Source organism: Pseudonocardia sp. ZF1 (genome assembly GCF_056835605.1).
The window spans coordinates 687,875-708,591 of the sequence record NZ_JAJNBY010000001.1 but is presented as its reverse complement, the minus strand read 5'-3'; the positions used below and the strand labels follow the sequence as shown (position 1 = coordinate 708,591).

Annotated in this window: 19 protein-coding genes; 14 read left to right on the top strand and 5 right to left on the bottom strand. The window is 74.1% G+C overall.

Annotated features, from left to right (window positions below):
• Positions 1 to 78 precede the first annotated feature (78 nt).
• Complete coding sequence (locus ZF1_RS03590) at positions 79 to 1,104, top strand: isopenicillin N synthase family dioxygenase (protein ID WP_482636450.1); 1,026 nt, start codon at positions 79 to 81, stop codon at positions 1,102 to 1,104.
• A 90-nt stretch (positions 1,105 to 1,194) separates the two neighbouring features.
• On the opposite strand, the gene ZF1_RS03585 is transcribed toward ZF1_RS03590, so the two are convergent.
• Positions 1,195 to 2,037 carry a MerR family transcriptional regulator gene (locus ZF1_RS03585; protein ID WP_482636449.1) on the bottom strand — a complete coding sequence of 281 codons (843 nt, stop codon included), beginning with the start codon at positions 2,035 to 2,037 and terminating at the stop codon, positions 1,195 to 1,197.
• A 167-nt stretch (positions 2,038 to 2,204) separates the two neighbouring features.
• On the opposite strand from ZF1_RS03585, the gene ZF1_RS03580 reads away from it, so the two are divergent.
• From ZF1_RS03580 to ZF1_RS03565, 4 genes are all read left to right on the top strand, one after another.
• Positions 2,205 to 2,498 (top strand): nuclear transport factor 2 family protein, encoded by a 294-nt coding sequence (locus tag ZF1_RS03580; RefSeq protein ID WP_482636448.1) that lies wholly within the window; start codon positions 2,205 to 2,207, stop codon positions 2,496 to 2,498.
• The gene (locus tag ZF1_RS03575) at positions 2,495 to 3,334 is read left to right on the top strand and encodes an SDR family NAD(P)-dependent oxidoreductase (protein ID WP_482636447.1); all 840 of its coding nucleotides are present in this window, start codon (positions 2,495 to 2,497) and stop codon (positions 3,332 to 3,334) included. Before ZF1_RS03580 ends, ZF1_RS03575 begins: the two co-directional genes overlap by 4 nt.
• A 109-nt stretch (positions 3,335 to 3,443) precedes the next feature.
• The gene (locus tag ZF1_RS03570) at positions 3,444 to 5,321 is read left to right on the top strand and encodes a helix-turn-helix domain-containing protein (RefSeq protein ID WP_482636446.1); all 1,878 of its coding nucleotides are present in this window, start codon (positions 3,444 to 3,446) and stop codon (positions 5,319 to 5,321) included.
• Between the two features lie 149 nt (positions 5,322 to 5,470).
• Positions 5,471 to 6,517 (top strand): alcohol dehydrogenase catalytic domain-containing protein, encoded by a 1,047-nt coding sequence (locus ZF1_RS03565; RefSeq protein WP_308817973.1) that lies wholly within the window; start codon positions 5,471 to 5,473, stop codon positions 6,515 to 6,517.
• A 49-nt stretch (positions 6,518 to 6,566) separates the two neighbouring features.
• Here the strand turns inward: ZF1_RS03565 and ZF1_RS03560 are convergent, their stop codons facing one another.
• Positions 6,567 to 7,112: a CGNR zinc finger domain-containing protein gene (locus ZF1_RS03560; RefSeq protein WP_482636445.1), complete on the bottom strand. Its 546-nt coding sequence runs from the start codon at positions 7,110 to 7,112 to the stop codon at positions 6,567 to 6,569.
• 93 nt (positions 7,113 to 7,205) lie between these two features.
• Here ZF1_RS03560 and ZF1_RS03555 point away from each other — a divergent pair, with 93 nt between their 5' ends.
• From ZF1_RS03555 to ZF1_RS03530, 6 genes are all read left to right on the top strand, one after another.
• A complete protein-coding gene (locus tag ZF1_RS03555) occupies positions 7,206 to 7,901 on the top strand; it encodes a haloacid dehalogenase type II (RefSeq protein WP_482636444.1) in 696 nt (231 codons plus the stop codon).
• Positions 7,895 to 8,479 carry a hypothetical protein gene (locus ZF1_RS03550; protein WP_482636443.1) on the top strand — a complete coding sequence of 195 codons (585 nt, stop codon included), beginning with the start codon at positions 7,895 to 7,897 and terminating at the stop codon, positions 8,477 to 8,479. Before ZF1_RS03555 ends, ZF1_RS03550 begins: the two co-directional genes overlap by 7 nt.
• Before the next feature lie 52 nt (positions 8,480 to 8,531).
• Positions 8,532 to 9,191, top strand: a complete 660-nt coding sequence (locus tag ZF1_RS03545; protein WP_482636442.1) for a HEAT repeat domain-containing protein — start codon at positions 8,532 to 8,534, stop codon at positions 9,189 to 9,191.
• On the top strand, positions 9,185 to 10,192 hold the full coding sequence (locus ZF1_RS03540) for a MerR family transcriptional regulator (RefSeq protein ID WP_482636441.1): 1,008 nt from the start codon (positions 9,185 to 9,187) through the stop codon (positions 10,190 to 10,192). Before ZF1_RS03545 ends, ZF1_RS03540 begins: the two co-directional genes overlap by 7 nt.
• Before the next feature lie 152 nt (positions 10,193 to 10,344).
• The gene (locus tag ZF1_RS03535) at positions 10,345 to 11,148 is read left to right on the top strand and encodes a CHASE3 domain-containing protein (RefSeq protein ID WP_482636440.1); all 804 of its coding nucleotides are present in this window, start codon (positions 10,345 to 10,347) and stop codon (positions 11,146 to 11,148) included.
• 44 nt (positions 11,149 to 11,192) lie between these two features.
• Positions 11,193 to 12,281, top strand: coding sequence for an alpha/beta hydrolase fold domain-containing protein (locus tag ZF1_RS03530; RefSeq protein ID WP_482636439.1), 1,089 nt, complete (start codon positions 11,193 to 11,195; stop codon positions 12,279 to 12,281).
• Positions 12,282 to 12,291: 10 nt separating this feature from the next.
• Here ZF1_RS03530 and ZF1_RS03525 read toward each other — a convergent pair whose 3' ends face one another.
• Entirely contained in the window at positions 12,292 to 12,561 is a 270-nt protein-coding gene (locus ZF1_RS03525) for a hypothetical protein (RefSeq protein WP_308817968.1), read from the bottom strand.
• A gap of 122 nt (positions 12,562 to 12,683) precedes the next feature.
• Complete coding sequence (locus ZF1_RS03520; RefSeq protein ID WP_405419574.1) at positions 12,684 to 13,925, bottom strand: PQQ-dependent sugar dehydrogenase; 1,242 nt, start codon at positions 13,923 to 13,925, stop codon at positions 12,684 to 12,686.
• A 160-nt stretch (positions 13,926 to 14,085) separates the two neighbouring features.
• Here ZF1_RS03520 and ZF1_RS03515 point away from each other — a divergent pair, with 160 nt between their 5' ends.
• From ZF1_RS03515 to ZF1_RS03505, 3 genes are read left to right on the top strand one after another with little or no spacing between them, the layout of a single operon-like run.
• Positions 14,086 to 15,171: an alcohol dehydrogenase catalytic domain-containing protein gene (locus tag ZF1_RS03515; protein ID WP_482636438.1), complete on the top strand. Its 1,086-nt coding sequence runs from the start codon at positions 14,086 to 14,088 to the stop codon at positions 15,169 to 15,171.
• The gene (locus ZF1_RS03510) at positions 15,168 to 16,784 is read left to right on the top strand and encodes a flavin-containing monooxygenase (RefSeq protein ID WP_482636437.1); all 1,617 of its coding nucleotides are present in this window, start codon (positions 15,168 to 15,170) and stop codon (positions 16,782 to 16,784) included. The genes ZF1_RS03515 and ZF1_RS03510 overlap by 4 nt, the downstream gene beginning before the upstream one ends.
• Before the next feature lie 12 nt (positions 16,785 to 16,796).
• Positions 16,797 to 17,981, top strand: coding sequence for a serine hydrolase domain-containing protein (locus ZF1_RS03505; protein WP_346101811.1), 1,185 nt, complete (start codon positions 16,797 to 16,799; stop codon positions 17,979 to 17,981).
• Between the two features lie 21 nt (positions 17,982 to 18,002).
• On the opposite strand, the gene ZF1_RS03500 is transcribed toward ZF1_RS03505, so the two are convergent.
• Positions 18,003 to 20,705: a winged helix-turn-helix domain-containing protein gene (locus tag ZF1_RS03500; RefSeq protein ID WP_482636436.1), complete on the bottom strand. Its 2,703-nt coding sequence runs from the start codon at positions 20,703 to 20,705 to the stop codon at positions 18,003 to 18,005.
• Positions 20,706 to 20,717 lie beyond the last annotated feature (12 nt).

The following is a 20,717-nucleotide window of genomic DNA, read 5'->3' as shown; positions in this document are numbered from 1 at the left end:
CCCCTCCGACGGCCGGGTTGTCTGGTACGCCCGGCGCACCACGTCCGAGGTGCCGCCCGCCACCCCGTCGGAGGCACCATGCCGCCCCCTGCCACCGACCGGCTCCCGGTCCTCGACCTGTCCCGCTTCCGCGCCGATCCGGAGGAGCGGGCGGCCTTCCTCGCGGAACTGCGTCGCGCCGCGCGCGAGGTCGGGTTCTTCTACGTCACCGGTCACGGCGTCCCCGACGACGTCCTGACCGGTATGGACGCGCTCGCCCGCCGCTTCTTCGCGCTGCCCCTGAAGGACCGTCTCGCGATCGAGAACGTCCACTCCCCCCAGTTCCGCGGCTATACCAGGGCCGGGACCGAGCACACCGGCGGTACCGCCGACTGGCGTGAGCAGATCGACATCGGGCCCGAGCGCACCGCCGTCGAGCCCGGTCCCGGGGAGCCGGACTGGCTGCGGCTGATCGGGCCGAACCAGTGGCCGGCCGCCCTGCCCGAGCTGCGCGAGGTCGTCCTGCGCTGGCAGGCCGAGGCGCTGCGGGTCTCCCGCGAGGTACTGCGTGCGCTCGCCGCCGCGCTCGGCCGGCAGGAGGGCTACTTCGACGGCTGGTTCGACGAGGAGTCCTCGCTGCACCTCAAGATCGTGCGCTATCCCGGGCGGCCGGACCCGGACTCCGACCAGGGCGTCGGCGCCCACAAGGACTACGGCTACCTCGCGCTGCTGCAGCAGGACGAGGTCGGCGGTCTGCAGGTCGAGGGTCCCGACGGCGGCTGGATCGACGCCCTCCCGGTGCCGGGCTCGTTCGTGGTGAACATCGGCGAGATGCTGGAGATCGCCACCCGCGGCTACCTCACCGCGACGCGGCACCGGGTGGTGTCGCCACCGCCCGGGGTCGACCGGATCTCGGTGCCGTTCTTCCTCGCTCCGCGCCTGGACGCCGTCGTCGCGCCGCTCGACCTGCCGGCCGAGCTGGCCGCGGACGCTCGCGGGATCAGCGAGGACGCCGACAACCCGCTCGACGCGCGCTACGGGGAGAACGCGCTGACCGGCTGGCTGCGCTCGCACCCCCGGGTCGCGCAGCGGCACTGGTCCGACGTTCTGGCGCGGCGCTCCTGACCCGCCGCCGACGGGCCGGAGCTGGTCGCCACGCCCCGCCGCGCGGCAGCGGGCGCCTCGGGACCGAGGCGATCTACCGTGCGAAGAAGCTCATTCCGATGATCCGGTGGTGTTGAAGATCGGCCAACAGATCTCCGTCGCGGTGAACCGGGCCGGATCCGTGGGGGTACCCCCGAAGTAGTGTTCGCGGATGGGCCCCTGGCTGCTGATCAGATGCTCGTTGACATAGATCCCCAGGGCCGCGTAGCCACGGTCGATGCCATCGTGGCCGCCCGGATGGGTGAGCACCGCGAACTCGGTCCTGGGGAGAACCTCGGCCCGGACATCCGCCGGCGGATCGACCGATGGTGGTGCGGGGACGAACAGGGTTGCGCGACCCTGCTGTTCGAGGAACAGCGCTCTCTCGTAGAGGCCGCCCGGTACCACCGCGGCGGGCGCGCCTGCGGCCGTGGCGACAGCCCGGTGGAGTGTCCGCAGTGCCGCTGCGAACCAGTCGTCGATCTCGGAGACGTCGATGGTCGCGCTGACGGACCACACGGCGAGCGCCGGCTCGTGGCGCACCGTGACGTCGGCGGGCGGGCTCGCCGGGGCGAGCAGTTCACGCAACGCCCCCACGGTGTCACGGGTCTGTGCGAGCGCAGCCTCCATCTGCTCGAGATGGGAGGTGATGATCGCGGTGCGGGCCCCGGCGTCGTCGGTGCTCAGGAGCGCCTTGATGTCGGGGATGGACATGCCCAGGGAGCGGAACCGGCGGATGATGTGCGCATGGTCGACCTGGCCGGTGTCGTAGAAACGGTAGCCGGTGCCGGGGTCGATATGGGCCGGTTCGAGAATGCCGATGTCGTGATAGTGGCGTAGTGCCTTACGGCTCAGACCGGTCATCAGCGCGAAGTCACCGATCGAGACCTGGGCCCCCATGGCGTCCTCCTCCACGTCGCGTCGGCTGCCGGACGAGGCAATCCTGAAGCCTCCCCCAGGGGCAAGGTCAACGTCGCGGGATGCCCGCGACCACGGGTTGACCTTCCCCTCACGGGAAGCTCCATCGTGGGGCCATGTCCACAGCAGAATGGGAAGCACTCCCGGAATCCGTGAAGACGTTCATGACCGCACTCGACTCCCAGGAGTTCGATCGGGCGCTCGCCACCTTCGCCTCCGATGCCGTGGTGACCGATGACAGCCGCGACCACGCGGGCACCGACGAGATCAGGGCCTGGCTGGCGACCGCGGTCACCGAGTACACCTACACCGCCGAGTTCGCCGGTGCGTCCACGACCACCGGAGGCGTCGACGTCGGGCAGCATCTGGAGGGCGACTTCCCGGGCGGGGTCGTCGACCTGAACTACCGTTTCACCCTCGATGGGGCAGTGATCCGTCGGCTGGTGATCGAGCCGTGACGCGGCGATGGTTCATCACCGGTGGAACACCCGGCTACTTCGGGACGGCCTTCGCCGAGGCGGCGCTCGACACCGGCGACCGCGTGGTGGTGACCTCCCGCCGCCCACAGGAGTTGGCGACGTGGGCTGACCGGTTCGGTGACCGCGTTCTCGTCGTGCCGCTGGAACTGACCGACGCGACACAGGTGCAGCGCGCGGTACGAGCAGCCGAGGAGCACTTCGGCGGTATCGACGTGCTGGTCAACAATGCCGGCCGAGGCTGGTACGGATCCATCGAGGCGATGGACGAGTCCGCGATGCGGTCGATGTTCGAGCTGAACTTCTTCGCCGTGCTCTCCGTGACCCGCGCAGTGCTGCCGGGGATGCGCGCCCGCGGCGACGGGTGGATCGTCAACGTGTCCTCGGTGGCCGGGCTCATCGCGGCGCCCGGATTCGGCTACTACAGCGCGACCAAGTTCGCCGTCGAAGCCGTCACCGATGCGCTGCACGACGAGGTCGCCGCACAGGGCATCTCCGTGCTGACCGTCGAACCGGGAGCGTTCCGCACCAACGCCTACGCCGGATTCGCCGACGACACCGTCGAGGAGGCGATCCCGGTGTACCACGAGATGCTGGAGCAGGTCCGGGCCGTCTTCGTCGGGATGGACGGCGTGCAGCCCGGCGACCCGCACCGCGGTGCCCGTGCGGTGATCACGGCGATGTCCCAGGATCCGCCGCCCCGCCGGCTGGTCCTGGGCAACAGCGGATACGACGCGGTGGTCGATGCTCTGGAGAAGAGCCTGGCCGGCATCCGGGCGAACGAGGACCTCTCGCGCAGCGCGGACTTCCCTGCCTAGCCACACTGCCCCGAGAGGTTGCCCGGCTCCGGATCGGTGAGCGTGGCCGGCAGACGCCGGCTGCCGGCGATCCTCGTGGACCGGGGCGCCGGCTGGCTACGCTACGGCTGTGGATACCGGCGCCGGGGTCGAGGCCGCCGCCCGGCGGGTGCGGCACGCCCGGCACGTCGGTGACGTCGGCGCCCACGTCCGCCCGGTCGTCGCGGAGTCCTGGCAGCGGTCGGTCGACCTGGGCGTCGACCTCGCCCGGTCCGCGACCTACGTCGGGCACGAACCCGGCGCCGCCGCCGCCGCCGAGGCGGACGAGGTGTTCGACCGCTTCCTCGTCGGCGCCGACGACCTGGACTGCTCGGTGCTGCTCGTCGACGGCGACGGTGTGGTCCGCGTCCGCCGCGACGCCTGCCCCGACCTCGCCGCGCTGCTCGACGCCGTCCTGGTCGCACCGGGCTTCCGGATCGCCGAGCAGGACGTGGCGACGACGGCGTCCGCGCTCGTGCGGGCCACCGGCCGCGCCGCCCGGGTGGACGGTCCCGAGCACCTCCACCCCGACCTCGCCCACCTGGCCGAGGCCGCCGCACCGGTGCCGTCCGACACCGACGCGGCCCCGCAGACGGTGGTGGTCGTGACGCATCTGTCGACGCCGGGCGGTACGTCGGCGCTGCGTGCGGCCGTCGCCGCGGAGCTGGCCCGCCAGGTCGGCGAGTGTGTCCGGGACCGCGGGCACCGGGCCGGGCGGATGCTGCACGCCCGCTTCGACGACGTCTGCGCACGCTCCGGGGCCGAGTGGGTCCTCGCGACCGACGGCCGGGCGACCCTGTGCAGCCCCGGGTTCCGGGCCCTGCCCCGCGAGGACCGCGACCACCTGCTCGACCGGGCGCTCGCCGACGCCGCCCTCGCCGAGCCGCCGCCCGCCGGGTCCACGGCCGACCTCCCGTCGGGCCGCCGCGACGACGTCGTCACCTCCGTCGTCCGCGACGGCCGTGCCGTCGTGGGCCATGTCAGCTCCGGGCGGCGCAGCGTTCCCGTACCGGCCGGGGCCCTGGCGACGGACGCGATGCGCCGCCAGGGGTCGCACGTCGCGCCGACCGCCCGCCGGGACTTCGCGGCCGACTTCCGGGACGCCCACGCCGACGGCGCCGCCGCCGAGGTGCGGCGCCGCGCGAACCGCGAGCTGCTCAGCCCCTACCTGCGCGCCCGCCGCGACGTCGCGGCCGCGGTCGCCGCACGGACCAGGCACCTGCTCCTCGTCGGCGAGCCGGGTGTCGGGAAGCAGACCCTGGCCGTCGAGCAGTTCCGCCGCAGCCACCCGTCCGGGACGGTGCAGGTGCTCGACTGCGCGCGGATCGCGGAGTCCGGTGGCCCCCTCCTGCCGACGGTCCGCGGCACCGACGGGGACCGGCCGCGGCTGCTCGTCCTGCGCCGGCTCGCGATGCTCGGGTCGGTCGCCGCGCGGCGCCTCGACGAGTCGCTGCGGGTGCTCGTGGCCACACCCGCCGCACCGACCGTCGTCGGCTGCATCGACACGCCCTCGGTCGACGCCACCCGGCCCTACGGGCTGCTGCTGCGCCACTTCCACGACACGGTCCGGGTGCCCGCGCTCCGGTACCGGGCCGACGAGCTCGGCCAGCTCGCGCGGTCGGTGCTGCACTCGCTGTCCGGCGGCCGGTCGCTGAGCCTCAGCATGCAGGTGGTGCGGGTCCTGGAGGGCTACGCCTGGCCGGGGAACCTGCGCGAGCTGGAGGACGTGCTGCGCTACGTCATCGCCCGCAAGCCGGTCGGCGTGGTGCAGGCACCGGACCTGCCGTCGTCGTGCTTCACCGGCGGCGCACCGCGGATGTCGATGCTCGAGGCGGCGCAGTGCGACGTGATCATCCAGGCCCTCTACGAGGCGCGCGGAAACCGCTACCAGGCCGCCGAGCTGCTGGGGATCGCCCGGTCCTCGCTCTACCGCAAGATCGACGCGTTCGGGATCAGCTACATCGGCTGAGGTGTCCCGGGACCGGGACACACCGCCGTCGCCGGGGGTCGTGCCGCCCGCGGAGTCGTCCCAGAACGGGACAGTCACATGCGCACTCCCGCATTAGCGTCGGGCCCGCCGACGCTCTCGGCAGCCCCTGCGACCAACGGAGTAAGCAGATGAAGGCACTCGTCTACCACGGACCGGACGCCAAGGCCTGGGAGGAGGTCCCGGACCCGACGATCCAGGACCCCACCGACGTGATCGTCAAGGTCGACACCACCACGATCTGCGGCACCGACCTGCACATCCTGCAGGGCGACGTCCCGGCCGTCACCGACGGCCGCATCCTCGGCCACGAGGCCGTCGGCACGATCACCGCCGTCGGCGACGCCGTGTCCGGGTTCGCCGTCGGCGACCGCGTCCTCGTCCCCGCGATCACCAAGTGCGGCCGCTGCGACTACTGCCAGCGCGGCATGCCGTCGCACTGCCAGACCGTCGGCGGGATCGGCTGGATCTTCGGCCACCTCATCGACGGCACCCAGGCCGAGTACGTCCGGGTCCCCTACGCCGACACCTCGCTCTACGCCGTGCCGGAGTCGGTCAGCGACGAGCAGGCGATCTTCCTCGCCGACTCGCTGCCGACCGGCTACGAGGTCGGTGTGCTCGCCGGCAACGTACGGCCGGGCGACACCGTCGCGGTCGTCGGCGCGGGTGCGGTCGGCCTCTCGGCGATCCTCACGACCGGCCTGTGGGGCGCGTCGAAGGTCATCGCGATCGACTCCAACAAGTTCCGGCTGGAGAAGGCCGTCGAGTTCGGCGCGACCGACAGCGTCGAGGTCGGGCCGGGCACCGTCGCCGACGTGACCGCGCTGACCGACGGGCTCGGCGTGGACGTCGCGATCGAGGCCGTCGGCTACCCGGAGACGCTGCTGACGGCGGCGTCGCTGGTGCGCCCGGGCGGCACGATCGCCAACGTGGGCGTCCACGGCACCCCGGTGGAGCTGCCCATGCAGGACATGTGGATCTCCAACGTCACGCTGACGATGGGCCTGGTCGACACCGTGTCCATCCCGACGCTGCTCAAGATGGTCGCGGGCGGACGGATCCCGGCGGAGAAGATGGGCACCCACTCGTTCACCTTCGACCAGATGGACGAGGCGTACGACGTGTTCAAGAACGCCGCGGCGAACCAGGCGCTCAAGGTGGTCATCACCCCGGGCTGACGCCGATTCACCGGGGCCCCGCCCGCGTCGGGGCCCCGTGCAGGGGCCGTCAGGAGCCGGTGATCCTCTTCTTCCGAGCGCGGTAGGCGGCCGCCTTCACCCGATTCCCGCACTCGTCCATGCCGCACCAGGTGCGCCGCGCGCCGCGGGAACGGTCGAGGTAGAGCCTGGTACAGGCGGGCCGGCCGCACTCCTTGAGCGGGGTGTCCCGGTCGGCGAGGACGGCGACGGCGTCGCGCGCCAGCTCCGCGAGGACGGCGTCGGCGTCGCCGGTGCGGCGTGTGCCGTGGTCATCGAGCTGCACGGTCAGGCCGGGGCCGCGGGCCGTGCCGTTGACGACGGCCAGCGCGGCGGGGTCGAACGCCCGCCCGGCCAGCCGGTCGGTCGCGAGCCGGTGGACCGCCTCCCGCAGGTCCCGCGCGCGCCCGAGGATCTCCGGGGTCACGGTCACGCCGTCCGGGAGGTCGGCGCAGGCGTCGAGCCAGCGGGCGAGGTCGGCGGGCCCGGTGAGCAGCTCGGTCGGGTCGGCGCGCCGCCAGGTGACGGTGCCGACCAGGTCGAGCGCGGCACTGCCACTCACGAACGCGAAACCCACGTCACCATCTTGACCGGTGACGCATCGGTCCCGCAAACTGCGTCACCAGTCGAACCGGTGACGCCGTCGCCGGACGATCCCGGGGAGCCGCTGATGACGATCGACGTCGTCGTGTTCGACGTGCTGGGCCTACTGGTCGACGAGCCGTCCAGCCTGCGCGACGCGGTCGCCGCGGCCGTGCCCGGCACCGACCGCGACACCGCCGCGGACCTGGCCGGGCTGTGGCAGGCGCACGTCGCGGGCGAGCAGGAGCGCATCGTCGCGGGCGGGCGGGCCTTCGTGCCCGGCCACGTGCTGGACGCCGAGGCCGCGGCGGCCGTCGCGCGGCGGGCGGGTGTCGGCGACCCGCAGGTCGTCGCGACGCTGGCCGGCGCCGGTGCACGGCATCCGGCGTGGCCGGACTCGGCCGACGGGATCGGCCACCTCGCCGGCCGCCTCCCGGTGGTCGGGCTGTCGAACGCGAGCCGTTCCACCCTGCTGCGGCTGGCCGCCAGGGCAGGGCTGCGCTGGCACCTCGCACTGTCGGCGGAGGACGCCGCGTCATACAAGCCCGCCCCGGAGGTCTACCGGCTCGCGGTCGAGGCCGCGGCGGTCCCGCCCGATCGGCTCCTGATGGTCGCGGCCCACGCGTGGGACCTTCGGGGTGCGGCGGCGGCCGGGATGCGCACCGCCTGGGTCGACCGGCCCGGCGGCGACCCGCCGGGCACACACGACCGGTTCGACCTGCACGCCGCGGACCTGACCGACCTCGCCGACCAGCTCGCCCGAACGGGAGTACGACCGTGCTGATCACCTTCTCCTTCACCCGTCTCGCCGTGCAGGTCCGGCGCTGGTTCGAGATCGGTGCCGACGCCACCATGGAGCGCGGCGCCCGGGTGGAACTGCTGCTGCTCGACCCGCAGCCGCACCGGGGCAGCGAGTCCGCGGGGCAGCGGCTCGTCGTGGACCGGCCGTTCTGGCGGGCGGACCTGTTCGACCGCATGGACAGGCCGGGCGAGTGGGCGGCCGCGCACGTCCACCCGTCGTTCGACGGCGTCGAGCCCAGCGACCGGGTGTTCTCCGAGGCCCTCACCGAGGACCCCTGGGGCTGGCTGGAGGAACAGCTGCGCCGCCCCGCCGACCGGATGCGCGAGGCCGGCCTGGACCCTGCCGTCGTCGTCGGTGACCTCGACGACCTGCACGCCGCGGTCGGCCAGATCGTGGAGGCGGCCCGCCGGTTCGGCCCGGATCAGCCCCTGACCCGCGACGACGATGCCCGACTGACACGCGACGCCGCCGAGCGCGTACGACGCCTCGTCGCGCTGATCCCGCCGGAGGTCCCCTACGAGCGTGAGTACCTGCGGCCGTGGCTGGAGCAGCAGGCCTGAACCTGCACGCCGGGCTTGACCCTCACACCGTGACAAGGTCTGGGATGGAGCCATGACCACACCGCAGGACCTCCGGTCGGCCATGGCCGCCGACGACGCCTCGACCCGGCTGCGGGCGGCGCTCGCCGCCGGGTCGGCCCCCGACCCCGCACTCGCCGGGGTCCTGGTCGAGCGGTGCGCGGCCGAGCCGGACGCCTTCGTCCGCGACATGCTGTCCTGGGCGCTGACCCGGCTCCCGGCCGCCGACGTGCTGCCCCGCCTGCGCGTCGAGCTCGGCTCGCCCCGGCCCCGGGCGCGGGCACAGGCGCTGCACACGCTGTCGAAGATCGCCGCCCCGTCGACGTGGCCGTGGCTCACCCGCGACCTGCTCCGCGACCCCGAGGACGACGTGGCCCGCACGGCCTGGCGCACCGCAGTCGTGCTCGCCCCCACCGGGGAGCGTGCCGCGCTGGCCGGGGAGCTGGCCGGGCAGCTCGGCCGCGGCGACCGCGACGTCCGACTCAGCCTGAGCCGGGCCCTGGTCGACCTCGGCAACACAGCCGGCGCGGCGCTCGCGCGGGCCTCGGAGGACACCGACCCGGCGGTCGCCGCGCACGCGCGTGCCACCGTCGCGCTGCGCGCGGACCCGGACACCGGGTTCGACGCCGCCGTCGCGGAGGCCCAGCGGGTGGTGGCGCTGGGCCCCGGCCGCGGGACGATGGCCGGGTGCTGATCGGGGAGGTGGCGCGGCGCAGCGGGCTCAGCGCCCGGATGCTGCGCCACTACGACGCCGTCGGGCTGGTCCGGCCGACCGGGCGCACCGTGGGCGGCTACCGCGAGTACTCCCCCGCCGACGTCCGCAGGCTCCTTCATGTGGAGGGCCTGCGGACGCTCGGGCTGTCGCTGGCCCAGGTGGGGCGGGCGCTGGCGGACCCGGCGTTCACGCCGTCGGAGCTGGTCGCGGACCTGGTCCGGGCGACCGAGGACCGGTTGACGCGCGACCGGGAGCTGCTCGCGCGGCTGCGCACCGTCGACGCCGCGGAGCCGGGGAGCTGGGACGATGTGCTCGACGTCATCGGGCTGCTGCGGGCGCTGGCCTCCCCCGCGGCCGGGCACCGTCAGCAGGCGGCGCTGGCCGCGACGGCCGACGCCTCGCTGCCCCCGGAGTTGCTGGCCCGGACCGCGCTGGCCGAGCCCGACCCGCACGTCGCGGGTGCACTGCGGTGGGCGCTGGCCCGTTCCGGCGACCCGGACGGCACCGCGGCGGCGGCGCTCGCCGCCGGCCTGCGGTCCGCCGACGTCGCGGTCCGGCGGCGCGCGGTGGACGCGCTCGCCGAGACCGGCACGGCACCGGAGGCGACCGCGGCACTCGTCGACGCCGTCGACGACCCGGACCCGGAGGTGCACCGGCGCGCCGTGCTGGCCGCGGGCGGGCGCGGGGTGACCGCGACCGTGCCCGCCCTGGTGGCGCTGGTCGTCGCGGGGGTGGACGACGTCGCCGCCGCGGAGGTGCTGGCGGCGCTGTCCGAGGACGACCCCGCCACCTCGGAGCGGGTACTCGACGCGCTCGGCGGTGCGCTCGACGGCGCTGATCCGGCCGCGCGGATCCGGCTGGCCCAGGCGCTGGTCGAGCAGCCGGGGCCCGGGGCGCGGGAGGCGCTGCTCCGGCTCACCCGCGACAACGACCGGGCCGTCGCCCTGGTCGCGACGGCGTTCGTGGGGCGTCCGGGCTGAGCGGCCCCACTGCCGCGGCCGGGCCGGTCCACCCGGTCGCTCGGACAGGCCCCACCTCGGGCCCGTCCGTAGACTCCCGCCGTGGCCAGGAGCCTTCGCGACACCCTGAGCGCTCCGGCGCGACCCGCCTGCGGTACTGGAACGACCTCCCCATGCGCGTGCAGGGGCGCATCACGATCGGGCTGCCGCTCGTCGCGGTGCTGATCTCGGCCGGGCTGGCCCTGACCGGGAACCTGCAGCGTGTCGACATCGAGACCGACATCCAGCGCAAGTTCGAGATGACCGGCTCGCTCGGCGAGCTCACCACGCTCATGGTCGACGCCGAGACCGGGGTGCGCGGCTACCAGCTCACCGGGCGCACCGAGTACCTGGAGCCGTTCACCGACGCGTCGGCGGAGCTCCCGGCGGTGTTGGGACGGCTGGCGACGCTGGCCGCGGCGGAGCCCGGGGAGAAGCCGCGCACGGACAAGCTGGCCCGGATCGCCGAGCTGCGGGACCTGACGTCGAAACAGATCTCCGACCTGGCCCGGCAGCGCGACGTCGTCGCCGCGGGCGGGGACACCGACGGCGAGATCCGGCAGGACCTCGCCTACGGCAAGAACCTCATGGACGGCATCCGCAGCCGCGTCGACCAGATGCGGACCGGTGAGCGGGAGCTGCTCGACGACCGTATCGACGAGATCAACCAGATCCGTCTCCGCGACTACCTCTCGGTCGGCATCGCGCTCGCGGTCGCCGTGCTGACCCGGTTCCTGGCCTGGTTCCTGCACCGCAACGGCATCCTGCGCCGGGTGGACCGGCTCGCCGACACCGTGCGCGTCATCCGCGAGGGCGGCCCGGTGCCCGAGCCGCCGCCGGTGAAGCGGGACCGGATGGGCGAGCTCGAGCGGGAGGTCCACCTGCTCGAACCGGCCACCCCGGCGCGGCGCGACGACGCCGTTGACGGACGGGTGTGACGCGGGACACGATCGGGCGCCCACCCGCTGCCCGAGGAGCCCGCATGAGCACCGACGCCTCCGTACCCACCCGCGCACCCGGCAGGCTCGGCGACCCGGCGACGACGATCGGCGACGACCCGCGGGCCGACCCGCGGATGGTCGCGGTGCTGGAGGGCTTCGGCCTGACCGCGCACGCCGACGACGCCCGGCTGGACCGCACCGCGGGCCGCCCGGCGCTGCTCGGCTTCGTCGACGCCGTCGAGGAGGGCTTCGAGGGGCTCTTCGCGGCGCTGGCCGCGGGCTGGGCCCCGATGTCCGGCATCGACCGCACGACACGGACCGTGCCCGCCGCCGACGGGCACGAGATCACCCTGCACGTCCACCGACCGACCGGCGTGGACGGGCCGCTGCCGGTCGTCTACCAGGTGCACGGCGGTGGGATGGTCATGCTGGCCGCCGCGGGGCCGCTCTACGTGCGCTGGCGCGACGAGCTGGCCGCCGAGGGCGCCGTCGTCGTGGGGGTCGAGTACCGCAACGGCGGTGGGCGGCTGGGGCCGCACCCGTTCCCGGGGGGCCTGGACGACTGCGTCACCGGCCTGCACTGGGTGCACGAACACCTCGCCGAGCTGGGCGGAACGCACGTCGTCGTCACCGGGGACTCCGGCGGGGCGAACCTCGCGCTCGGGCTGGCGATCCGGGCCGGTCGCGACGGCTGGTCCGGGCGGATCGCCGGGGTCTACGCCCAGTGCCCCTACGTGCTGGGGTCCTGGGACCGGCCGCCCGCGGACCTGGCGTCGCTGTGGGAGAACGACCGCTACTGGCTCAACCGGGAGCTGTTCCCACTGCTCGCCGAGGTCTACGACCCCGGCTCCGTGCACGCCGACGACCCGACCTGCTGGGCCGCGGTCGCAGGTCCCGAGGACCTGCGGGGGCTCCCGCCGCACGTGATCGCGTGCGCGGAGCTGGACCCGCTGCGCGACGAGGGGCTGGCCCACCACCGTCGGCTGCTCGCGGCGGGGGTGCCGTCGGTCGGGCTCGTGTACCCGGGGCTCTGCCACGTCGGGATGATCCTGTTCCGCGACGCGATGCCCGACGTCTACGCGCACGCCGTGCGCGACGTCGTCGGCTTCGCCCGGTCGGTGCGCGGCTGAGCCCGCCGGGTCAGGACACGGCGGGCGGGGCCGGGTCGTCGCCGGCGTCCGGGCGCACCCGGCGGCGGCAGCCCAGCACGACCAGGTGTGCGTCGAGCACCCGGGCGAGCAGGACCCGGTCGGCCCGGGCACCCGCGGCCGGGTCGGTCAGCATGTCGGCGACGTCGTGCTCGCTGCCGGTGCCGCCGAGACCCGCGTAGCGGACCCAGACGTCGTAGGCGGACAGCCCGGACAGCGCCGCCCCGGCCGGGAGCGACACCGTCACGGGTTCCTCGGGCACGACCATCCGCGCCATCTACCCGGCTCCGGGCGGTTCAGACCCCCGGGCGCCCATTCTGTGCGTCTTGTCGGACCGTCCTGGGCTGGTGCGCGTCCTGGTGGTCGAGGACGACGACCGCGGGGTCAGCTCGGGTCGATCCGCAGGATCCGGTCGTCGTCGCCGTTCGAGGTCGTGACCAGCAGCGGACCGCCGGGCACGGCGTACACCCCGCGCAGCCGGCCGGAGTTCCCGTCGAGCGCCGCCGGGATCTCGACGTCGGAGACCGCGCCGTCGGTGCCCTCCGGGCCGACCCGCATCAGCAGCAGCTTCTGCCCGCGCAGCGCGGCGACGGCGAGCATCCCGTTCCGCTGCCCCCACGCGGCGCCGTCGAGGAACGCGGCGCCGGCCAGCGCCTCGGGCGGGCTGCCGGAGGCCCACACGGCGGGGACGGCGTCGGGGAAGCGGTCCCGGTCGGTCATCGGGACCGACTCGTCGTAGGTGGTCACCGTGCCGCCCTGCGAGGGGTCCCAGCCGTAGTTGCCGCCCGGGCGCAGCAGGTTCACCTCGTCGTCGCGGGTGGGGCCGTGCTCGGCGGTGAAGACCCGCCCGGTGCCCGGCTCGACCGCGACGCCCTGCACGTTGCGGTGCCCGGAGGTGTACACGAGCCGCTGGGCCGGGTCGGCGGCATCGGCGAAGGGATTGCCGGCCGCGGGCCCGCCGGTGGCCGGGTCGACCCGCAGCGTCTTACCGCCGAGCGAGGTGAGGTCCTGCGGGGTGGCGGGCATGGCCGCGTCGCCGGTCCCGACGACGAGCGCCCCGGTGTCGTCGACGGCGACCCGGCAGCCCGAGTGCCGTCCGCCGGAGGCGATCGGCAGTCCGCCGACCAGCGGGTCCGCGACCCGGGTCGCGGTGGCCCCGTCCGCGGACAGCGTCCACGTGACCAGCCGGACGTCGACCGGGCTCCCGTTCTCGGCGTGGGTCTGGCAGGTGGTGAACCGGTTCGACGTCGCGAAGTCGGCGTGCACGGCCAGGCCCATCAGCCCGCCCTCGCCGCGGGCGAACACGTCGCCCAGGTCGGCGGCGACCGGGGTGACCGCGGTGCCCGGGTCGAGCGAGGCGAGCAGCGACAGGCGCCCGTCCCGCTCGGTGACCAGCGCGCGCCCGTCGGGCAGCACGCCGACGCTCCAGACGTGGGAGAACCCGGCCGCGACGGTGGTGATCCGCAGACCGTCGGTCCGTGCCGGGACCGGCGCGGGCGGTGCAGGGGCCGGTGCCGTGGGCGACGCGGCACCACACCCCGCCGCGCCCATCAGGACGACGGCCGCCACCGCCGTCCCGGCGCGGCGGACACGGGATACGAGGTGATCACGGGGCACATCGGACATCCTGGCCGACACCGCCCGATCCGGCAGGGTGGTCGTCGTCGTGCAACGACCACCACCCGGCGCGGTGGGATTCCGGCCACCCGGAAGAGGGGGTCGTTCGTCCCGGACCGCTGCGACGGTCGGGCGTGACCCACCCGCTCGTCGACGGAGCTGAGCAGCCATGCCCGAGATGATGAACGCGTTCGTGATGCCGGAGGTCGGGAAGACCGCGGTCACACAGAAGCCCGTCCCCGAACCCGGCCCGGAGGAGGCGATCGTCCGCACGACGGCCGCCCTGATCTGCACCTCCGACGTCCACACCGTGAAGGGCGCCCTGCCCGTCGCCGCCGGGGTGACCCTCGGGCACGAGGCCGTCGGCGTGGTCCACGCGCTCGGCTCGGCCGTCGAGGGCTTCACCGAGGGCCAGCGCGTCGCGGTGAACGCGGTGACCCCCTGTTTCCGCTGCCACTACTGCCAGAGCGGCTTCACCAGCCAGTGCGGCGGGCCGCTCGGCGGCTACCGCTACACCGCGCAGATGGACGGCAACATGGCCGAGTACTTCGTCGTGCCCGCGGCGCAGGGCGACCTCGCGCCGATCCCGGACGAGCTGTCCGACGAGAAGGCCGCCTACTGCTGCGACATGCTCTCCACCGGTTTCCTGGGTGCCGAGCACGCCCGGATCGGGCTCGGCGAGACCGTGGCGGTGTTCTCACAGGGCCCGGTCGGGCTCTGCGCGACGATCGGCGCAGGCCGGGTGATCGCCGTCGAGGCCCGACCCGTACGCCAGGAGCTGGCCCGCCGGTTCGGCGCAGACGACGTCGTCGACTTCACCGCGGGCGACCCGGTCGACCAGATCATGGACCTGACCGGCGGCGAGGGCGTCGACGCCGCGATCGAGGCGTTCGGCTTCCCGCAGACCTTCGAGGCGTGCGTACGCGTCACCAAGGCGGGCTGGCGCGTCTCCAACATCGGCTACCACGACGAGAACCCCGAACCGCTGAAGCTGCCGCTCGACGCGTTCGGACTCGGTATGGCCGACAAGTCCATCCATCGGACTCTGCCCGGGCGGCAACACCCGGATGGCGCGGCTGTTCCAGCTACTGCTCTCCGGCCGGGTCGATCCGACCCCGATGACCACCCACCGCTTCGGCTTCGACGACATCGAGAAGGCCTTCACGATGATGCAGGACAAGTCGGACCGCATCGTCAAGCCGCTCATCACGTTCCCGTGACCCCCCGGACCGACCAGCAGGAGGGTCTCCGATGAACGACCCGACCACTCCCACCCGGACCGTCGACGCCGTCGTGCTCGGCGCCGGCGTCGCCGGGCTCTACCAGCTGCACCAGCTCCGCGAGCAGGGACTGACCGTGCAGGCGTTCGACGCCGCCGGCGACGTCGGCGGGACCTGGTGGTGGAACCGTTACCCGGGCGCCCGCTTCGACTCCGAGGGCTACATCTACCAGTACCTGTTCGACGAGAAGCTGTACAAGGACTGGTCCTGGAGCCAGAAGTTCCCCGGCCAGCCCGAGATCGAGAGCTGGCTGCACTACGTCGCCGACCGGCTCGACCTGCGCCGCGACATCCGCTTCGACACCCGTGTCACCGCCGCGCACTTCGACGAGGACCGCGACCGGTGGCTGGTCCGCACCGACCGCGGCGACGTCGTCGACTGCCAGTTCTTCGTCTCCTGCGCCGGGATGCTGTCGGCTCCGCTGCACAACATCGAGGGCGCGCAGGACTTCGCCGGGCAGCTGGCCTACAGCTCGTCCTATCCCGCCGAGGGGCTCGACCTCGCCGGGAAGCGGGTCGGCGTGATCGGTGTCGGTGCGACCGGTATCCAGATCATCCAGACGATCGCCCCCGAGGTCGGGCACCTCACGGTGTTCGCCCGCGGCCCGCAGTACGCACTGCCCATGAAGAACCCGAGCTACTCCACCGAGGACAAGGAGCGCTACCACGCCCGGTTCGACGAGCTGCGCGAGACGATCCCGCACACCTTCACCGGGTTCGAGTACGACTTCGAGCACGTGTGGGCCGACAAGACCCCCGAGCAGCGTCGCGCGATCCTCGAGGAGATCTACGCCGACGGCTCGCTCAAGCTGTGGCTGGCGAGCTTCGGGGAGATGTTCTTCGACCAGGAGGTCAGCGACGAGATCTCGGAGTTCGTGCGCGAGAAGATGCGCGCGCGGCTGCGCCACGACCCGCACCTGGTCGAGACGCTCGTGCCGACCGACTACGGCTTCGGCACCCACCGCGTCCCGCTGGAGAACGGGTACTTCGAGGTCTACCACCGGGACAACGTCGACCTGGTCAACTGCCGCACGAACGCCGTCGCGCGGATCCGGCCCGAGGGCGTCGAGCTGGCCGATGGGACCGTGCACGAGTTGGACGTGCTGATCCTGGCCACCGGGTTCGACGCCGGGACCGGCGCGCTGACCCGCATCGACATCCGCGGCCGCGACGGACGCTCGCTGGCCGAGGAGTGGGGCCGCGACATCCGCACCACCATGGGCCTGGCCAAGCACGGCTACCCGAACCTGCTCACGACCGCGACCCCGCTGGCACCGTCGGCGGCGCTGTGCAACATGACCACCTGCCTGCAGCAGCAGACCGAGTGGATCACCGAGGCGATCGCGGCGCTGCGCGCCGAGGGGAAGTCGGTGATCGAGCCGACCGCAGAGGGTGAGGACGCCTGGGTCGCCCACCACGAGGAGACCGCGGGCGCGACGCTCGTGGCGAACACGACCTCCTGGTACCTGGGCTCGAACGTGCCGGGCAAACCGCGGCGCGTCCTGTCCTACATCGGTGGGGTGGGCACCTACCGGCAGAAGTGCGCCGACGAGGCCGCACACGGCTACCCCGCCTTCACCCGGACCTGAGAGGAACGCGCCATGGGAACAGCCATCCACGGCTCCGTCGACCGCGCCGCCGTCGACGCGGTGCTGCGCAACGGCGTCGACGGCGGGGCGGTGCCGCACGTCGCGGCGATCGTCGCCGACCGCGACGGCGTGCTCTACGAGGGCGGCGCGGGCCCCGCGACCGTCGGTGGGACCGGCGGCGACGTCGGTGCCGGCACCCAGTTCCGGATCATGTCGATGACCAAGATGGTCGCGACGACCGCGGCGCTGCAGCTGCGCGACGCCGGGACACTCGACCTCGACGCCCCGGTCACCGAGTACCGGCCGGAGTTCGCTGAGGTCCAGGTCCTCGACGGCTTCGACGGCGACACCCCGCGGCTGCGGGCGCCCCGGACCCCGGCGACCGTCCGGCACCTGATCACCCACACCACCGGCCTGGGCTACTGGTTCTTCGACGCCGACCTCGCCCGCTACGAGCAGGTCACCGGGACGCCGAACGTGCTGGGCGGTCTCGGTGCGTTCCGCGCGCCGATGCTGCACGATCCGGGCGAACGGTTCACCTACGGCATCAACACCGACTGGCTCGGCAAGGTCGTCGAGACCGTCGCCGGGGCCGGCCTCGACGTCGTGGTCAAGGACCGCATCACCGGCCCGCTGGGCATGGACGACACGATGTTCCTGCTCGACGGGGCGCGCACCGCGAACGCGGTGACCGTGCACGTCCCGGGCGAGGACGGCGGGTGGGTCTCGGCAGGTGAGCTGCTGCCGCAGGAGCCGGAGTGGTGGGCGGGCGGGCACGGCCTGTACTCGACCCCGCGCGACTACGTCCGCTTCCAGCGGGCGCTGCTGCGCGGCGGCGAGCTCGACGGCGAGCGGATCCTGTCGGCGGCGTCCGTCGACGAGGCGTTCAGCAACCAGATCGGCGAGCTGGACTTCCCGCCCGCGATCCCGTCGGCCGACCCGGCGATCACCTTCCCGTTCGACGCCGGGCCCGGCTGGAAGTGGGGACACGGCCTGCTGCTCAACACCGCCGACGTCCCGGGTGGTCGCCGGGCAGGCTCCGGCGCGTGGGCGGGCCTGTTCAACACCCACTTCTGGGTCGACCGCACCGCCGGCGTCTGCGCGTCGATCTACACGAACTCGCTGCCGTTCGTGTCGCCCGGGGCGTTCGCGCTCTACGGCGAGTTCGAGCAGGCGGTCTACGCCTCGCTCCGGTGACGCACCGGCCCGCCGCCGCGGTCAGCCGAGCAGGCCGCGGCGGCGGGCCACCGACACGGCCTCGGTGCGGTTGCGCACGCCGAGCGCGCCGTAGATGTGCTTCAGGTACCACTTCACGGTGTTGACGGTGACGCCGAGCCCGTCGGCGATACCGCGGTTGTCCCGGCCGAGGTCGAGCATCACGAGGATCTCCCGCTCCCGCGCGGTCAGCCCGGCCTCCTCGGCCGATCCGGCCGCGGCGGCCCCGCCGTCGAGCAGCGACGCCAGCCGATCCGGCGCCGGATCGCCCGCACCGTCGGTCGCCACGCGTGCCCGCAGCCGGGCGACGACCGCACGGACCTCGCGCCCACCGTCGAGGACCAGCTGGGGGGCGCCGGCGGTCACCGCCCGTTCCAGCGCCGGGGCCAGGATCCGCTCGGCCGCGAGCCGCCGTGACGCGCTCTCCAGCACCCCGGCCAGGCGTACGGTCAGCTCGGTCTCCTCCCGCACCCGGCCCCGGCGGCGGGCCTCGGCGGCGAGCTCCTCCAACAGCGCGATCGCGCGGTCGGTCTCGCCCTCGGCCGCGAGCACCGCGGCCAGCGCGGCGACGCGGACGGAGTCCACCCGGACGGCGATCCCGCCGTCGAGGTCGGCGCCGGTCGGCAGCTCCTGCGCGGCCCGGCGGGCCTGCCGGATGCGGCCGCGGACGATCAACTGGTCGATCCGCTCCGCGCCGACGGCGGCCCGCAGCCGGGGCAGCCCGAGCCGGTCCGCGACCCGGGCCCCCTCGGCGAGCAGCTCGGCCGACTCGTCCCCGGCGCCGGTTGCGGCCCGGATCCGGGCCAGCAGCGCGTAGCTGGCGACCATGAAGTCGACGACGCCGCTCTCCGCGCCCAGCTCCGCGCTCTCGGTCAGCAGCCGCTCTGCCTCCTCGCGCTCGCCCCGCAGGTGGCACAGCTCCCCCAGCAGCGCCCCGGCGAGCTGTGCGGCGTGCGAGCGCCGCCCGGCCATCTCCCGGGCCAGCGCCACCGCGTCGCGCAGCTGCCGTTCGGCCCCGTCGACGTCGAGGGTCGACAGCGCGGCGATCCCGGCGAAACAGCGGCCGTAGACCCCGGCGAACGGTCCGCCGGCGCGGTCGTGGACGCGGCGTGCCCACCGCTGACGCTCCCGGGCGCGCTCGAAACGTCCCGCGTGCAGGTCGCAGAAGGACTGGATGTTCGCCGCGACCGCGACCACCCACGGCCGGTACACGAGTGACCGGTCCAGGCTGCGCCGGACCAGCAGCTCGGCGCGGTCGGTGCGGTCGGCGTAGACGTCGATGCACGCCTGTACGACGTCGGCCTCGCTGTGCAACTCGTCGTGGGCGTCGTCGGCCGGCAGCGCCGCGCGCAGGACGTCGAGCGTGGCCTGCGCGGCGTCGCTGCGTTGCAGCAGGCAGTTCGCCCAGGCCACGGCCATCAGCAGCCGCGGACGCCCGTCGGCGGCGGTCGGCGGCAGCCGACGGACCAGCCCGAGCAGGCTCACCATCCGGCTGTGCTCGACCAGCGGCATGGCGTGCCGTTCGACGAGGTCGGTGGCCCCGGCGACGTCGCCGCCCGCGAGCGCGTGGACGACGGCCTCGGTGACCAGGTCGTGCCCGGCGAACCAGGCCGAGGCACGCCGGTGCAGCTCCGCGGCCCGGCCCGGGCGGTCGCGCTCCAGCCTGCGGCGCAGGTACTCGGCGAACAGGTGGTGGTAGCGGAACCACTCCCGCTCGGGATCCAGCGCCCGCAGGAACAGGTCCCGCGACTCCAGCTCGGCCAGTGCCACCCCGCCGTCGGGCCGCCCTGCCAGCGCCCCGGCGAGGCCGCCGCAGAGCCGGTCGCACACCGAGGTCGCCAGCAGCAGGTCGAGCAGGTCGGCGGGCAGCGCGTCGAGCACGTTCTCCGCGAGGTACTCCCCCACCGAGTGGTGGCGGCCGGAGAAGCCGCGGATCAGCGTCTCCGGGTCGTCGGTGTCGCGCAGCGACAGCGACGCCAGCTGCAGGGCCGCGACCCAGCCGTCGGTCCCCTCCGACAGCCGGGCGACGTCGTCGCCACCCAGGCACAGTCCGTTCAGCTCGACCAGGAACTCCCGGGTCTCGACCAGGTCGAAGCGCAGGGCGTCGGCGTCGATCTCGGTGAGCCGGGCGCCGACCCGCAACCGGCTCAGCGGCAGCCGTGGCCGACGGCGGCTGGTCAGCACGACGACCAGGTTCGGCGGGGCGAGGTCGAGCAGCTGCATCAGCGTGCGGTGCACCTCGGGGCTCTCGACGAGGTGCCAGTCGTCGAGAGCCAGGACGAAGGGCCCGGGGTGCGCGCCGAGGATCTCCAGCAGGGCCGAGACCGTGTACGTGCGGGTGTCCTCGGCGTTCTGCTCGATGAGCCCGAGCAGGTCGTCGACCGAGGCGGGGTCGGGCAGGACCCCGCGGACGGTGCCCAGCAGGTGCGAGAGGAACCAGTGCGGTGTGTCGTCGTCGCGGTGCAGACCCATCCAGGCGACGGTGGCGCCGCGGGCGTGGAGCATCTGGAGCCACTGGACGGCCACGGTGGTCTTGCCGTACCCGGCCGGGGCGTGGATGACGGTCAGCGGGCGCGGCCCCTCCCGGTCGAGCAGGTCGGTCAGCCGCCGCCGGGCGATGACCTTGTGGACATGGCCGGGGCCGCGGAAACCCGCGGGCCGGGCCGGATCGTCGTGGACCGCCCGCACCGCCGACGTCGCCGTCATCCCCGACCGCCC

Coding starts and splice junctions, on each gene's coding strand:
- ZF1_RS03535 (WP_482636440.1), top strand. CDS start 10,345: ATGCGCGTGCAGGGGCGCATCACGATCGGGCTGCCGCTCGTCGCGGTG.
- ZF1_RS03510 (WP_482636437.1), top strand. CDS start 15,168: ATGAACGACCCGACCACTCCCACCCGGACCGTCGACGCCGTCGTGCTC.
- ZF1_RS03590 (WP_482636450.1), top strand. CDS start 79: ATGCCGCCCCCTGCCACCGACCGGCTCCCGGTCCTCGACCTGTCCCGC.
- ZF1_RS03555 (WP_482636444.1), top strand. CDS start 7,206: ATGACGATCGACGTCGTCGTGTTCGACGTGCTGGGCCTACTGGTCGAC.
- ZF1_RS03520 (WP_405419574.1), bottom strand. CDS start 13,925: ATGTCCGATGTGCCCCGTGATCACCTCGTATCCCGTGTCCGCCGCGCC.
- ZF1_RS03500 (WP_482636436.1), bottom strand. CDS start 20,705: ATGACGGCGACGTCGGCGGTGCGGGCGGTCCACGACGATCCGGCCCGG.
- ZF1_RS03505 (WP_346101811.1), top strand. CDS start 16,797: ATGGGAACAGCCATCCACGGCTCCGTCGACCGCGCCGCCGTCGACGCG.
- ZF1_RS03530 (WP_482636439.1), top strand. CDS start 11,193: ATGAGCACCGACGCCTCCGTACCCACCCGCGCACCCGGCAGGCTCGGC.
- ZF1_RS03580 (WP_482636448.1), top strand. CDS start 2,205: ATGACCGCACTCGACTCCCAGGAGTTCGATCGGGCGCTCGCCACCTTC.
- ZF1_RS03515 (WP_482636438.1), top strand. CDS start 14,086: ATGCCCGAGATGATGAACGCGTTCGTGATGCCGGAGGTCGGGAAGACC.
- ZF1_RS03545 (WP_482636442.1), top strand. CDS start 8,532: ATGACCACACCGCAGGACCTCCGGTCGGCCATGGCCGCCGACGACGCC.
- ZF1_RS03565 (WP_308817973.1), top strand. CDS start 5,471: ATGAAGGCACTCGTCTACCACGGACCGGACGCCAAGGCCTGGGAGGAG.